This window comes from Nonomuraea sp. CA-143628, assembly GCF_050942315.1.
Taxonomy (GTDB): Bacteria; Actinomycetota; Actinomycetes; order Streptosporangiales; family Streptosporangiaceae; genus Nonomuraea.
In genome coordinates this window covers 9,677,489-9,691,710 of record NZ_CP192072.1, presented here as the reverse complement: position 1 = coordinate 9,691,710, position 14,222 = coordinate 9,677,489, and the positions used below count along the sequence as shown (strand labels likewise).

Sequence of the window (14,222 nt, the reverse complement as noted above, 5' to 3'; positions counted from 1 at the left end):
GGAGGTTGTTGCGCGATGGTCAACGCGGATGGGCCAAGGCGGACGTGGGATGTATTAGTACGCTCGATCATCGTCCGCTGTCTAGTTCCCCACGTCCGGCGCATAGGGCTGGCCAGAACATGGGACGTTTGTTAGATTCCAGCTGGCGAACGAAAGGATCAAATGTCCCTGACAGACGAGGCCATCGCCCGGATCCGGCGGCTCATCCAGTCCGGAGACCTGCCGCCCGGCTCGCGGCTGCCGCCAGAACCGCAGCTCGCCGCCCAGCTCGGCGTCTCGCGCAACCCGCTGCGCGAGGCCGTCAAGGCGCTGGTCGTCGCGCGCGTCCTCGACGTGCGCAGGGGCGACGGCACGTACGTCACCAGCCTGGAGCCGGCGCTCCTGCTCGAAGGGCTCGGGATCGCCATCGAGCTGCTGCGCGACGACACGCTGATGGAGGTCATCGAGACCCGGCGGCTGTTCGAGCCGGTCGCCACGGCGCTGGCCGCCACCCGGGTGTCCGACGCCCAGCTGGCGGTCATCGAAGAGCAGCTGGCAGCCATGCGGGAGGTCAGTGGCGACGTGGAGAAGCTCAACCACTTCGACGCCGCCTTCCACCGCGCGGTCGTGGCCGCGACCGGCAACGAGACGTTGTGCACACTGCTCGACGGCATCTCGGGCCGGACGACCCGGATGCGCGTGTGGCGGGGGAGCGTGGTGGCGGGCAGCGCGGACCGTACGCTGGCCGAGCACCAGGCGATCTACGACGCTCTGGCCGCACGGGACGCCCCGCTGGCCCAGGCGGCGGCGCTGATGCACGTCAGCACGACCGAGAGCTGGTTCCGCCTCGTACTCGCCGCCGAGCCGCGATGACCGGCATGGAGGCGCCTCGGATAGACGCGCACCACCACGTCTGGGATCTCGGGGTCCGGGCCCATGGCTGGCTCGATGCCGAGAAACTGGCGCCGATCCGCCGCACGTTCACCCTCGACCGGCTCGCCGAGCACGCCACTGCGGCGGGAGTGGGCGGGACCGTGCTGGTGCAGGTGCTGCCCGACCTGGCGGAGACCGTGGAGTTCCTGGCTTTGGCCGCGGAGTCCGAGCTGGTGGCGGGGGTCGTGGGCTGGGTCGATCTCACCGCGCCCGCCGTCGCCGAGACGCTGGCCGGCCTGTCCTCTGGCCAGGCAGGCCAGGCAGGCCAGTCAGGTCGGCCCGGCGGTCAGCCAGGCAGGGTGGGCCACGCAGGTCGGTCCGGCGGGCTGGTGGCGATCCGCCACGGCGTGCAGGCCGAGCCAGACCCCGGCTGGCTCACCCGCCCCGACGTCCGCCGTGGGCTGGCCGCGGTGGCATCGGCGGGCCTGGCCTACGACATGCTCACGCTGCCGCACCAGCTGCCCGCGGCCATCGAGACGGTGGCGGCGCTGCCCGAGCTGACGTTCGTGCTCGACCACCTGTCCAAGCCGCCCATCACCTCGGGGCAGCTCGAACCATGGGCGAGCCGGATCCGGGAGCTGGCCGCACACCCGAACGTGTACTGCAAGCTGTCCGGGATGGTCACCGAGGCCGACTGGACCTCCTGGCGGGTGGCGGACCTGCGGCCCTACGCCGAGACCGTGCTGGCGGCGTTCGGGCCGGAGCGGGTGATGTTCGGGTCGGACTGGCCGGTCTGCCTGCTCGCGGCCGACTACGAGCGGGTCGTGTCGGCGGCCGAGGAGCTGTGCGCGGGGCTGTCGGCGGGGGAACGCGCGGACGTCTTCGGCGGTACGGCCCGCCGGGCATATCGGCTCGGGGACGTCTGACGCGGACCCCCGCCCAGACCCCCATACGCCGATATTTCGGGCTTTACAAGATCTTGTCAGCGCATAAAACCAGTGTTAACTCTTGCGGAGGCGCGGGACACGAGCTCCCGCGCCTCTGGACGTTCAGGAGAAAGACGTTCAGGAGAAAGACGTCCAGGAGAAAGACGTGCAGGAGGAAAAGGTGTCGAGCAGACCCTGGTTACGCAGCACTGTCGTCGTCCTCGCCATCACGGCGTCCTCTCTACCCCTCACCGGAGCCGCCCGGAGTGAACCGGGCGCGACGGCTCCCCAAGTCCAAGGCGTTCAGGAGGGCGAGCCCGGCAAGCCCGACCTGGACAACCGGCAAGGCAGAGTCCCGCCGCCGGTCGGGATCAACGCCCGCAGTGCGGGACCGGCGGCCGAGATCCGCTGGAACGCTCTGGGCACCCCCGCCGCCATCACCAGCGCCGAGCCGCTGGCCGAGGGGCTGGGTGCCGACCCGGAGCAGGCCGCGCGCGCCTACCTCAAGAACAACGAGCGGCTCTTCGGCCTGTCCGGCGCGTCGGTCGACGCCCTGGAGAAGGTCGCGGTGAACCCGATCGGCGCGGGTCACGCCGTACTGCTGCGCCAGCGTTTCGGCGGCTTGCCGGCCGGCGTGGACGGCCTCGTCGCGATCGGGGTGGCCGGCGGCAAGATCAGGCACGTGACCTCCTCGCTGTCGCGCGACACGGCGGCGCCCCCGGCCGCCACGATCACCGCGCAGCGGGCCATGGAGATCGCGGCCAGGGACGACGGCATCGACCTGGCCACGGCCGTCACCAAGCAGGTCAGCGCGGTGGCCGTACCGGCGCCCGACGGGGTGCACAGCGCGTACCAGGTCGTCCTGATCGGCGGTCAGGGCGAGGCGGCCGGATACACCACGCACGTGGACGCGGTCACCGGCGCGATCCTCGTCCGGGAGAACCTGGTCGAGCACTTCGACCCGGACAACCCGACCTGGTCGGCGTTCCCGTCGAACCCGCCGGACGACTACTCCTCCACCGACACCCGCCAGACCTGGTGCTTCGCGGCGGCCCCCGGCTGCGACTACGTGACCGGCGGCGACCCGCCGACCGGCAAGGCGTGGGACGTCGACCACGCCACGAACACGTCGTCCACCACCAGCGTCGGCAACGCGGCGAAGACCGTCGAGAACCGGGCGAACCCCGACCCGTTCTCGGTCGGCACCCGCAGCAACGTGCTCACGCCGAGCCGCAACTACCGCTACCCGTGGCGGAACCAGTGGCACGAGGCGAAGTGCAATCCGGCGGTCTTCGACCAGAGCGGTGAGAACGATCTCGAGGCCGCCATCGCCAACCTGAACGCCATGCACAACCGCATGCACGACTGGTCATACCGGCTCGGCTTCACCGAGACGGCGTGGAACATGCAGGTGGACAACGGCGACCGTGGCGGGCTCGGCAACGACCCCGAGCAGGGCAACGCCCAGGCGGGCGCCCGCGACCTGACCGTCCGCGACAACGCCAACCAGATCACCGGGCCCGACGGGGTGGCGCCGATCACGAACATGTACCTGTGGCAGCCGATCGCGGGCTCGTTCTACTCCCCGTGCGTGGACGGCGACTACGACATGTCGGTCATCGGCCACGAGAACACCCACGCCATCTCCGGCCGCATGATCGGCGGCCCGAACGCCGGCTGGAGCGGCGCGCAGGCCGGTGCGATGAACGAGAGCACCTCCGACCTGATGGCGATGGAGTACCTGTTCGAGTACGGCTTCCGCCCCTCCGGCCAGACCCCGTACGTCACGGGCGGCTACGTCACCGGCGACCGCGAACGGGGCATCCGGAACTACGACATGTCCAAGTCGCCGCTCAACTACAGCGACATCGCCTACGACCTCGTCGGCCAGCAGGTCCACGCGGACGGCGAGATCTGGTCGGCCACGCAGTTCGACGTGCGCGACGCCTTCGTCAAGCGGTACGGCAAGGGCAGCGCCAAGCAGCAGCGGGCCTGCGCGGACGGCAAGACACCGCTGGCCAAGTGCCCGGGCAACCGGCGCTGGGCGCAGCTCTCCCTCGACGCCCTGCTGCTGATGGCCTCGGGCGCGGTCAGCTACGTCGATCACCGGGACGCGCTGCTCGCGGCCGACGCGATGCGCTTCGACGGCGCCGACCAGGACATCATGTGGCGCGCGTTCGCCGAGCACGGCCTGGGCGCGACAGCGGCCAGCGTCGGCCCGAACGACCCCGACCCCACGCCGAGCTTCGTCAACCCGGCCGGCAAGAACGGCTCGCTGCAGCTCAAGCCGCTGGGCGAGGCGAAGGGCGCGGCGCTGCGCCTGTACGTGGGCGACTACGAGGGACGGGTGGTCCCGGTCGCTGACACCGACCCCGCGACGCCGCTCGGTGACACGGTGGAGATGACGCCCGGCCTGTACGACTTCGTGGTGGCGGGCAACGGGTTCGGGCACACGCGGCTGAAGTTCCCCGTGGTCGGAGGCGCGAAGCTGCCGCTTCCCCTGCCGCTGTCGCGCAACCTCGCCTCGGCCACGGCCGGCGCGGTGGCCTCGGGCGACGGCGTCAACCAGGCCAAGCTGATCGACGAGACCGAGGCCACGAACTGGGCCTCACTCACCGGGGCGCCGGCCGGCAAGTCGGTCACGGTGGACCTGGCGGGCGACAGCCCGGTCAAGATCCGCAGAGTCCAGGTCAGCGCGATGCTCAGACCCAACATCAACGACCCGGCCGACCCCGGCGCGCAGAACCGGTTCACCGCCCTGCGCTCCTTCGAGGTGCTCGCCTGCGCCAAGGACTGCGCGAACCCGGCCAATTTCCGGAAGATCTACACCAGCCCGGCGGACGCGTTCAAGACCACGCTGCCCCGTCCCCGTGGCGCGAACCTGCTCATCAAGTCGTTCACCGTCCCCGCCACCACCGCCACCCACCTGATGCTCCGTACGCTCACCACCCAGTGCACCGGCAACCCGCTCTACGCCGGTGAGCAGGACAACGATCCCAACTCCTCGACGGACTGCGCCACGGCCAGCCCGACGCGCGACCAGGCCCGAGCCGCCGAATTCCAGGCGTTCTCGCACTGATCCGGGGAGACGGTACGGCTTGCGCTCACGACCGGGCGCAGGCCGTACCGTTGATCTATGTATCCTCCGATCGAGCCCTACGACCATGGGCATCTCGACACCGGCGACGGCCATCTCGTCTACTGGGAGGTCTGCGGGAATCCGGCGGGCAAGCCCGCGCTCGTCGTCCACGGTGGCCCTGGTTCGGGCTGCTCGGAGAACCAGCGGCGCGGGTTCGATCCCGAGCGTTACCGCATCATCCTGTTCGACCAGCGCAACTGCGGCCGGAGCATGCCCCACGCCAGTGATCCGGCCACCGACCTGTCCACCAACACCACCCCGCACCTGATCGCCGACATGGAACGGCTGCGGGAGCACCTCGGCGTCGACCGCTGGCTGCTGTACGGCGGCTCGTGGGGGTCCACACTCATGCTCGCCTATGCCGAGGCGCACCCTGCACGGGTGTCGGAGATGGTGATCTGCGGCGTCACCATGACCCGCCGCTCCGAGATCGACTGGCTCTACAACGGCGTCGGCCGCTACTTCCCCGAGCAGCGGCAGCGCTTCCGCGAGGGCGTCCCGGAGTCCGACCGCGACGGCGATGTGCTGGCCGCCTACGCGCGGCTCATGTCCGACCCCGACCCCGCCGTCCGCGCCAAGGCGGCCCACGACTGGGTGACCTGGGAGGACACGGTGATCTCCATGGAGGTCAACGGCTCACCGAACGCCTACAGCGACCGGCCGCCCCTGGCCCTTTTGGCCTTCGTACGGATCTGCGCCCACTACTTCTCCAACGGCGCCTGGCTGGAGGAGGGCATCCTGCTGCGCGAGGCGGACAAGCTGGCGGGCATCCCCGGCGTCCTCCTTCATGGCCGCTTCGACCTGGGCTCACCCCTGGAGACCGCCTGGGACCTGGCCCAACGCTGGCCCGACGCCCGGTTGGTCGTGGTGGACGACTCAGGCCACACCGGCAGCGGCACCATGCGCAAGCAGGTCATGGCCGCCCTGGACGGCTTCGCGACCTGACCCCGGCGGGCCGCGCCTTCGTCCGTACCCCCTCCCCGCCCCCGAGCACCCCGAGCCCCCGAAGGGGGTCCCTCCCTAGGCTCCTCAGCCACGACGGACCGACTGCCTCCGCGCCCCCGGAGGGGGTATCTCTCCTGGAGACCCCAGCCACAACGGGCCCGCTCCTTCCACCCCCGAAGGGCCCTAGCCACGGCGGGCCGGTTCTTCCGCTCCCCCCGAAGGGGGTATCTCTCCAAGGGACCTCAGCCACAACCGACCGTCACAGCCTCCACCGCCTCAGTGACGGTCGGCCCCCGGTCGTTTGGCGGCCAGGGCGATCACATCGGCGAGTTCCCCCAGCTCAGCAGGCTCCTCAGTGAGCGCCGCGATGGCCAGCCGCAGATGCGGCCGACCAGGCCGGATCCGATACCGGCTGCCCGGCGCCGCCGAGATGCCGTGGGCGGCCAGCGTGACCAGAGCCTCCGACTCGTCGTGGACCGGCACCCACAACACGAGACTGTCCCGCCCGCCGGTGTGCACGCCCCGAGCCGACAGCAGTGTGGCCAGGCTCGCCCGCCGCCGGGCATAGGCGGTCCGGGCCTGCTCCACGATCGACTGCGTGCCCGGGTCGGTGAGCAGGTGGGCCAGCGCGTCCTGGAGGATCCTGCTGGTCCAGCCGGTTCCGTAGCTGCGCAGCACCCGCACCCGCTCCACGGCCTCCGCCGCCCCGCCGATGATCGCGAGCCGGAGGTCGGGCCCGTGTGACTTGGAGTACGAGCGCACCAGCACCGTCCGGTCGGGCAATTGCGTGCCGATACTGCTCAGCGGCACGGTGGACAGGTCGCCGATCCCGTCGTCCTCGACGATGAGGGTGTTAGCGGGCGCGAGGAGCCGGGCCAGCTCGGCGGAGCGGCTCTCAGGCACGGCATAACCGCACGGCGAGTGACCGCGCGGCTGGTAGACGAACGCCACCGGGCTGGAGCGCAGACTTTCGGCGAGCGCGGCCGGGATGGGCCCGTCCTCGTCGCAGGCGACGGGGACCACCTCGACGCCGATCATCTCCAGGATGTCGAGCAGCCTGGCCGCGGTGGGCTCCTCTATGGCGATGCGGTCGCCGGGCAGGGCGGTCGTCTGGCAGAGCAACTGGACCCCCTCGTATCCGCCGCCGAGCGCCAGCCAGCTCTGCGCCGCGAACGGCCAGGTGGGCTCCACCGCGGCCCGCAGGCGCGGGGTGATCGTCTCGCGAACATAGCCGTTGAACCCTTCGGCGGAGGTGGCCGTGGCGAGCGCGGCGTCGAGGGGCGGCAGCAGCGCCCGGTCCGGCGCCGCGATGGCGAGGTCGATCGCCAGCCGGCTGCCGAAGTGGCCGATCCGCTCGTAGCGCGCCGGGTGCGGCACGCCAGGGGGTCCGAGCACCACGGTTCCCCGGCGGCCCTCCGTACCGATCATCCGGTGTTTGCGCAGCTCGGCCCAGGCTTCGGCGATCGTGCTCGGGCTGACGCCCAGCGCGCGGGCCAGACTCCGCACGGTCGGCAGCCGCGCGCCGGGCCGCAGCGCGCCCTGCCGGATCAGGTCGATGAGAGAGGTGGCGATGCCACGCGCGCTCGGTTCGCGAACCTGCTGCCCCAGCCAGGCGGGATCGACCTCCACGAGAACTCCCATCTGACAAAGCTTTGTTCAGGAACAAAGAGCAGCTTGTGTAGCGGATTTCGCTGAACATAAGGTACAGCCCAATACATCGCTAAAGGGAGTTTTTGTGACGAAACCTCGCATTCGGCTCGGCCTCCGGGACTGGGATCACCTCGTGCCCGTGGCGACCGGGACTCTGACGTCCGAGGCGTTCGACCTGGATCTCGATTCCCGGTCGATCACGCCGGACGTGCTGAGCGAGCCCGAGCTGGACGGCGGGGAGACCTCCTTCAGCAGGTACGTTCTCGGCCGGGGCAAAGGTGACGACCGGCTGGTGGGACTGCCCGTCTTCGTGATGCGCGGCTTCCGGCAGCGGTGCGTGCTGGTGCGGCGCGACAGTGAGCTGCGCGAGTTCGCCGAGCTGAAGGGGGCCCGGATCGGCCTGACCGGCTGGCCGGACTCGGGCAACACCTGGACGCGGGCGCTGCTGCGGGCGGCCGGGGTGGACCTGACCGGGATCCAGTGGACGGTCGGCGCCGTGGACGCGCCCGAGCCGGGCAAGGACCGGGTCGGCACGGCGAAGCTGCCGGACAACGTCAGCGTGACCGACGGTTCGCTCGCCGAGCAGCTCGAGGCCGGAACGCTCGACGCGATCATGACCCCGTTCATGCCCGAGGGCTTCTTCACCCCGGAGAACCGGTTCCGTCACCTTCTGCCCGACCACCCGGCGGCCGAGCTCGACTACTACCGCCAGAACGGCTTCGTCCCCGGCATCCACCTGGTGACGCTCAAGCGCGAGGTCGTGGAGCGCCACCCCTTCCTGCCGCAGGCCGTACAGGAGCTCTTCGAACGCTCCAAGCGGCACTGGCTGGCGCGGCGGCGGCTCCTGACCGACACCACGCCGTGGCTGCTCGCCGACCTGAGCCGGACCCGGGAGGTCTTCGGCGCGGACTGGATGCCGTACGGCGTCGACGCCAACGCCGCCATGACCGCCGCCTTCTGCACCGAACTCCACGCCCAGGGGATCGCCCCCGCCCCCATCGACCCCCAGGAGGTCTTCACCCGATGAGCAACCTGAACAACCTGCGTGTGGCGGTCGGCCAGTTCGCCACCGCCGAGGACTGGGCGGCCAACCTCAAGACCTGCGGCGACCTCTTCGACGAGGCCGTCGCCGGGAACGCGGACCTGCTGGTCCTCCCCGAAGGGGCGATGGCCATGTTCATCGACGATCCGGTACGGATCCGGGAGGCGGCCCAGCCGCTCGACGGGCCGTTCGTCACCGGGCTGGCCGAGCGCACCCGCGGGACGTCCACCACGGTGGTCGTCGGCATGCACCAGCCCGCCGAGGACGGCCGGGTGATCAACACGCTGGTCGCGCTCCGCGACGGCGAGATCATCACCATCTACCGCAAGCTGCACCTGTACGACGCCTTCGGCCGGCGCGAGTCGAACAACGTGGTGGCCAGCTCGGACAGCCCCGTCGTCTTCGACTGCGCGGGCTGGAAGGTCGGGCTGATGACCTGCTACGACGTCCGGTTCCCCGAGCTGGCCCGGCTCCTGGCCGACCAGGGCGCGCAGGTGGTCGCGCTGCCCGCGGCCTGGGTACGCGGCCCCGCCAAGGAGTGGCACTGGGAGGTCATGGTCACCGCCCGCGCCTTGGAGAACACCTACTACGTGGCCGCGTCCGGCGAGTGCGGCCGGCGCAACATCGGCAACAGCATGTTCGTCGACCCGCTCGGCATCACCCGAGCCCAGCTCAACGGCGACACGCCCGGTCTGCTCTGGTCCGAAGCCTCGGCCGAGGAGCTCGACCGGGCCCGCGAGAGCCTGCCCGTCCTCGCCAACCGGCGCTTCACCGTCAATCCCCTCCCCACCACCCCCTCGACCGGTCCCTCGACCTCGAACGCCCAAGGAGTGTAATGCGTAAGACCCAAGCCGCCGGTGCCGTCATGGCCGGCGCCCTGCTGCTGGCCGGATGCGGCGCCAACCCGACCGAGAGCCAGGGCGCCGTCGGGGACACCCCCTCAGCGCCGGCCGCCGCCAGCCACGCCAAGGACCAGGCCCTGTTCGACCGCCTGCCCGACAAGGTGAAGAGCGCGGGCAAGCTGGTCTCGGTGAACAACGGCTCGTTCCCGCCGTACGAGATCGCCGGCACCGACGGCAAGACAATGACCGGTGCCGCGGCCGAACTGGCCGAAGAGCTGGGCGGCCTGCTCGGCGTCAAGATCGAGCACGTGACCGTGGACGGGCTGCCCAGTCAGCTCACCGGCATCGCGGCCGGCCGCTACGACCTGGCTCTCGGGCCGGTGGGCGACTTCCCCGACCGCCAGGTCTCCAACGACTTCGTCGACTGGGTGCAGGAGTTCGTCGTCTTCGCCGTGTCGAAGGGCAACCCGCACAAGATCCAGTCGATCGCCGACACCTGCGGGCTGCGGATCTCCGTGATGGCCGGTGGGTCGGCCGAGAAGGTGATCAAGGCGCAGTCCGACACCTGCGTCAAGGACGGCAAGAAGAAGGTCGAGGTCCAGTCCTACAAGGACCAGCCCACCTCGATCCTCGCGGTCCGCTCCAACCGGGCCGACGCCTTCTTCTCCTCGCAGGCGCCGCTGACTTACTTCGTAAAGCAGTCGGGCGGAGAGCTTGAGCTGGCGGCCACCGGCAAGCCCAACGGGTTCGAGACCCTCTACCAGGGCGCCGTCGTGGCCAAGGACTCGCCGCTGCGGGATGTGATCAAGGACGGCATCCAGAAGCTGATCGACGACGGGACGTACGAGAAGGTCATGGCCAAGTGGGGGACCAGCGGAAACATGCTCAAGCAGGCCGGCGTGAACCTGGCGGCGAAGCAGTGACGACCGCCACCGAGCGGCACTCGCCCCCTGAAGTGGACGTCGCGGGGGCGGCGCGGACGCGGCACCCGCTGCGCTGGGTGGCCTCGATCATCCTGCTGGTCCTCGCCGCCCAGCTGGTGAACCTGCTGATCACCAACCACAACTTCAAGTGGGACGTGGTCGCGCGCTACTTCAACGCGCAGGTCATCGGGGCGGGCATCATCACGACGCTCTACCTCACGGTGATCGCCATGGCCGTCGGCGTGATCCTGGGGGTGATCGTCGCGATGGGGCGGCTCTCCCAGAACCCGATCGCGCGGATCGTCTCCGGGCTCTACGTCTGGTTCTTCCGTGGTACGCCGGTGCTGGTGCAGCTCGTGCTCTGGTACAACCTGTCCGCCCTGATGCCGCAGATCTCGTTCGGCATCCCGTTCGGCCCGGAGTTCCTCACGGCCGACACCAACAAGCTGATCACGCCGCTGCTGGCCGCCATCCTCGGGCTCGGGCTCAACGAGGGGGCGTACATGGCGGAGATCATCCGAGGCGGCCTGATGTCGGTCGACCCCGGCCAGACCGAGGCCGCGTCGGCGCTGGGCATGAGCCGGGGGCGGACGTTCCGCCGGATCGTCCTGCCGCAGGCGATGCGGTTCATCGTGCCGCCGACCGGCAGCCAGGTCATCAGCATGCTGAAGGCCACCTCGCTGGTCAGCGTCATCGCCCTCGCCGACCTGTTGTACACCGTGCAGGCGATCTACAACCGCACCTTCCAGACGATCCCGCTGCTCATCGTGGCCTGCGTCTGGTATCTGGTGATCACGTCGATCCTGTACGTCGGCCAGTCCTTCATCGAGCGCTACTACGCGCGCGGCGCCACGCGGAACGCTCCACAGAGCTTCTGGAGCTTCCTGTTGTTCCGGCGCCGGCGGTCGGCGCCGGCCCCGACCCGCGAGGAGACGCCATCATGAGCATGCCCATGGTGCACGCCCGGGCCGTACACAAGAGCTTCGGCCACCTGGAGGTGCTCAAAGGCATCGACCTGACCGTCGAGCGGGGTGAGGTCGTCGTCATCCTGGGTCCTTCTGGGTCGGGCAAGTCGACGTTCCTGCGGTGCGTCAACCACCTGGAGACCATCGACGGCGGCGCCATCCACGTCGACGGCGAGCTGATCGGCTTCCGCGCCAACGGCGGGCGGGTGCACCACCTGGGCGACCGGGACATCACCCGCCAGCGCCGGGAGATCGGCATGGTCTTCCAGCAGTTCAACCTGTTTCCGCACTTCACCGTGGTGCAGAACATCATGGAGGCGCCCGTCGGGGTGCGCGGCGAATCCCGCGCGAAGGCCCGTACGCGGGCGCTGGCCCTGCTGGAGCGGGTCGGCCTGGCGGACAAGAAGGACAGCTACCCCCGCCAGCTGTCCGGCGGCCAGCAACAGCGGGTCGCCATCGCCCGCGCGCTGGCCATGCAGCCCAAGCTGATGCTCTTCGACGAGCCGACCAGCGCGCTGGACCCCGAGCTGGTGGGCGAGGTGCTGGCCACCATGAAGGGCCTGGCCACCGACGGCCTCACCATGATCGTCGTCACGCACGAAGTGGGCTTCGCCCGCGAGGTGGCCGATCGGGTGGTGTTCATGGACGGCGGGGTCATCGTGGAGGCCGGGCCGCCCGCCGAGGTGCTCGACAACCCGCAGAACCCGCGCACCCGCGCCTTCCTCAGCAAGGTCCTCTGAGGTCAGGCGCGGGCCGCCGTCCGGGTGAGGGCGGCGTAGAGCTCCGGGTCGCTCGACGCCCGGACGATGAGCTCCGGACGGAGCAGCTCGGTCTCCCCCTGCTCGCCCTCCAGGACCCGGACGAGCTGGCGCAGCCCGCGCCGGCCCATCTCGTGCATGGGGGAGCGGACCGAGGTGAGCGGCACCGGCAGCTCGGCGGCCAGCGGGGTGTCGTTGAAGCCCACGACCGCGATGTCCGCCCCGACCCGCAGCCCGTGGTCGCGCAGCGCGCCGATCGTGCCGATGGCGCCGAAGTCGTTGACCACGAAGATCGCTGACGGGAGCGGGCCCGTCGCGAGGAGGCGTTCGGCCCCCTCGTGGCCGCCGCGCGCGTCGAAGCGCGAGTGCACGATCCGGTGCTCGGGGATCGGGAGCCCGGCTTCGCGGAATCTCTCGACGAAGCCGCTGGTGCGGTCGATGCCGGTGCTCGCGTACGGCTCACCGGCGACGATCGCCACCTTCTCGTGCCCGAGCTCCAGAAGGTGCTCCGCGGCCATCCGGCCGCCGAGCCGGTCGTCGCAGACGACCGCCGGGTGCCGCCCGGCCCGCCGGTTGACCAGCGTGAACGGGACGCCGCGGGCGGCGACCTCGTCGAGGAAGCCCGTGTCCGCGTGCGCGTCGCCGAAGATCATGCCGTCGACGCGGCGGCCGAGGACCATCTCCGTACGGGCGCGCTGGACGTCGGACAGGTCGCGCGTGTTGGTGACGAACGTCGACAGCCCCGACTCGGCCGCGGCCTCCTCGATGCCCTCGTAGATGGTCGCGAGCACCACGTCGGACAGCCGGGGGACCAGCACGCCGATCAGGTTGCTGCGCTGGGTGCGCAGGCTCATCGCGTGCGGATTGCGCTGGTAGCCGAGCTCGTCGGCGAGCTTGCGCACGCGTTCCACGGTAGGACTCGACGCCGCCCGCAGACCTTCGCCGGGCTTGGCGTGCAGCACTCGCGACACCGTGGAGACGTGCAGCCCGAGCTGGTCGGCGATCATCTGCAGCGTAACCGGCCGCGCCCTCTTCGCACCCAATGTCCCTCGGCTTCCGGCTGGGGTTTTCTTGATTTTAACGTGAAGTTCTTGACATCTCGTAGGCGCAGGTCAGATGCTACCAAACGTTTGGCGCAAACGTTTGGGTAACTGAGGAGGCCGTCGAGTGTCCAAGGTCATCGTCCTGTCCACAGGAGGGACCATCGCGACCCGCAGGGACGGGCAGGGGGTGGGTCTCGCCCAGGATCGGGCGGGCGAGCTGCTCGGCCGGCTCCCGGCCGACCCCGGGGTGGAACTCGTCGGGCGGGACGTGCTCTGCGCGGGCAGCTACCTGTTCACGCTCGCGGACATGCGCGAGGTCGCGCTGCGGACCCGAGAGGCGTTCACCGACCCCGACGTGCTCGGCGTCGTCGTCACCCACGGGACCGACGGCATGGAGGAGACGGCCTACCTGGTCGATCTGTTCCATGACGACCCGCGCCCGGTCGTGTTCACGGGGGCGCAACTGCCGGCCGACGCGGTGGACGGCGACGGCCCGCGCAACCTCGCCGACGCGATCGCGGTGGCGGCGGGCGGCCGGGCCTGCGGGCTGGGGGTGCTGATCGGCTTCGACGGCCAGATCTTCGCCGCCTCCGGCACCCGCAAGACGCACACGCTCGCCTCGTCGGCGTTCTCCGCGCCGGACAGCGGGCCGCTGGGGCGCGTACGCGACGGCCAGGTCAACATCGTGATGACGCCCGCGCGGGCCAAGCCGCTCGACCTCGACACGTTCGACCTCGACGGAGTCCGTACCGACATCGTGGCCCTCTACCCGGGCTGCGACACCGCCGCGCTGCGCGCGGTGGTCGACGCGGGCGCCACCGGGGTCGTCCTCCAGGCGCTGGGCGCCGGCAACGGCAACCCCCGGATCAGGGACGAGGTGGCCCGGATCACCGAGGCCGGCGTCGTCGTCGCCCTGTCCACCCGGGTCGACGCCGGACCCGTCGCCGCCCTGTACGGCAACGGCGGCGGCGCGGATCTCGTCGAGGCCGGCGCCATCCCCACTGGAACCCTGCGCTCGCCGCAGGCGCGCGTCCTGCTGAGCGCGCTGCTCGGCGGCCATCGCGACCCGGCCCGGGTACGCGAGGAGCTGCGCGCGCGGACCTGGAATACCTCTCCGATCGAAAGGACGAAGTGACC

The 14,222-nt window shown here is 70.5% G+C and carries 12 protein-coding genes; 10 read left to right on the top strand and 2 right to left on the bottom strand.

Going from position 1 to position 14,222, the window contains the following annotated elements; translation table 11 throughout:
- Positions 1-162: 162 nt before the first annotated feature.
- From ACQP2T_RS43925 to pip, 4 genes are all read left to right on the top strand, one after another.
- Positions 163-852, top strand: a complete 690-nt coding sequence (locus ACQP2T_RS43925) for a FadR/GntR family transcriptional regulator (RefSeq protein ID WP_433510775.1) — start codon at positions 163-165, stop codon at positions 850-852.
- 5 nt (positions 853-857) lie between these two features.
- Entirely contained in the window at positions 858-1,778 is a 921-nt protein-coding gene (locus ACQP2T_RS43920; protein ID WP_433510774.1) for an amidohydrolase family protein, read from the top strand.
- Between the two features lie 181 nt (positions 1,779-1,959).
- Positions 1,960-4,857, top strand: a complete 2,898-nt coding sequence (locus ACQP2T_RS43915; protein WP_433510773.1) for a M36 family metallopeptidase — start codon at positions 1,960-1,962, stop codon at positions 4,855-4,857.
- A 57-nt stretch (positions 4,858-4,914) separates the two neighbouring features.
- On the top strand, positions 4,915-5,862 hold the full coding sequence (pip, locus tag ACQP2T_RS43910; protein WP_433510772.1) for a prolyl aminopeptidase: 948 nt from the start codon (positions 4,915-4,917) through the stop codon (positions 5,860-5,862).
- 276 nt (positions 5,863-6,138) lie between these two features.
- Here pip and ACQP2T_RS43905 read toward each other — a convergent pair whose 3' ends face one another.
- Positions 6,139-7,503 (bottom strand): PLP-dependent aminotransferase family protein, encoded by a 1,365-nt coding sequence (locus tag ACQP2T_RS43905; protein WP_433510771.1) that lies wholly within the window; start codon positions 7,501-7,503, stop codon positions 6,139-6,141.
- Positions 7,504-7,597: 94 nt separating this feature from the next.
- Between ACQP2T_RS43905 and ACQP2T_RS43900 the strand changes: the two genes are divergently transcribed.
- The 5 genes from ACQP2T_RS43900 to ACQP2T_RS43880 are packed head-to-tail and all read left to right on the top strand — an operon-like array spanning position 7,598 to position 12,024.
- The gene (locus ACQP2T_RS43900) at positions 7,598-8,539 is read left to right on the top strand and encodes a hypothetical protein (protein WP_433510770.1); all 942 of its coding nucleotides are present in this window, start codon (positions 7,598-7,600) and stop codon (positions 8,537-8,539) included.
- Complete coding sequence (locus ACQP2T_RS43895) at positions 8,536-9,390, top strand: nitrilase-related carbon-nitrogen hydrolase (RefSeq protein WP_433510769.1); 855 nt, start codon at positions 8,536-8,538, stop codon at positions 9,388-9,390. The genes ACQP2T_RS43900 and ACQP2T_RS43895 overlap by 4 nt, the downstream gene beginning before the upstream one ends.
- Entirely contained in the window at positions 9,390-10,319 is a 930-nt protein-coding gene (locus tag ACQP2T_RS43890) for an ABC transporter substrate-binding protein (protein ID WP_433510768.1), read from the top strand. The genes ACQP2T_RS43895 and ACQP2T_RS43890 overlap by 1 nt, the downstream gene beginning before the upstream one ends.
- A complete protein-coding gene (locus ACQP2T_RS43885; protein WP_433510767.1) occupies positions 10,316-11,263 on the top strand; it encodes an amino acid ABC transporter permease in 948 nt (315 codons plus the stop codon). Before ACQP2T_RS43890 ends, ACQP2T_RS43885 begins: the two co-directional genes overlap by 4 nt.
- Entirely contained in the window at positions 11,260-12,024 is a 765-nt protein-coding gene (locus tag ACQP2T_RS43880; protein WP_433510766.1) for an amino acid ABC transporter ATP-binding protein, read from the top strand. Before ACQP2T_RS43885 ends, ACQP2T_RS43880 begins: the two co-directional genes overlap by 4 nt.
- 2 nt (positions 12,025-12,026) lie before the next feature.
- Here ACQP2T_RS43880 and ACQP2T_RS43875 read toward each other — a convergent pair whose 3' ends face one another.
- Positions 12,027-13,049: a LacI family DNA-binding transcriptional regulator gene (locus ACQP2T_RS43875; protein ID WP_433510765.1), complete on the bottom strand. Its 1,023-nt coding sequence runs from the start codon at positions 13,047-13,049 to the stop codon at positions 12,027-12,029.
- Positions 13,050-13,209: 160 nt separating this feature from the next.
- Here ACQP2T_RS43875 and ACQP2T_RS43870 point away from each other — a divergent pair, with 160 nt between their 5' ends.
- Positions 13,210-14,220: an asparaginase gene (locus tag ACQP2T_RS43870; protein WP_433510764.1), complete on the top strand. Its 1,011-nt coding sequence runs from the start codon at positions 13,210-13,212 to the stop codon at positions 14,218-14,220.
- Positions 14,221-14,222 lie beyond the last annotated feature (2 nt).

Coding starts and splice junctions, on each gene's coding strand:
- ACQP2T_RS43920 (WP_433510774.1), top strand. CDS start 858: ATGGAGGCGCCTCGGATAGACGCGCACCACCACGTCTGGGATCTCGGG.
- ACQP2T_RS43895 (WP_433510769.1), top strand. CDS start 8,536: ATGAGCAACCTGAACAACCTGCGTGTGGCGGTCGGCCAGTTCGCCACC.
- ACQP2T_RS43880 (WP_433510766.1), top strand. CDS start 11,260: ATGAGCATGCCCATGGTGCACGCCCGGGCCGTACACAAGAGCTTCGGC.
- ACQP2T_RS43925 (WP_433510775.1), top strand. CDS start 163: ATGTCCCTGACAGACGAGGCCATCGCCCGGATCCGGCGGCTCATCCAG.
- ACQP2T_RS43875 (WP_433510765.1), bottom strand. CDS start 13,049: ATGATCGCCGACCAGCTCGGGCTGCACGTCTCCACGGTGTCGCGAGTG.
- ACQP2T_RS43905 (WP_433510771.1), bottom strand. CDS start 7,503: ATGGGAGTTCTCGTGGAGGTCGATCCCGCCTGGCTGGGGCAGCAGGTT.
- pip (WP_433510772.1), top strand. CDS start 4,915: ATGTATCCTCCGATCGAGCCCTACGACCATGGGCATCTCGACACCGGC.
- ACQP2T_RS43890 (WP_433510768.1), top strand. CDS start 9,390: ATGCGTAAGACCCAAGCCGCCGGTGCCGTCATGGCCGGCGCCCTGCTG.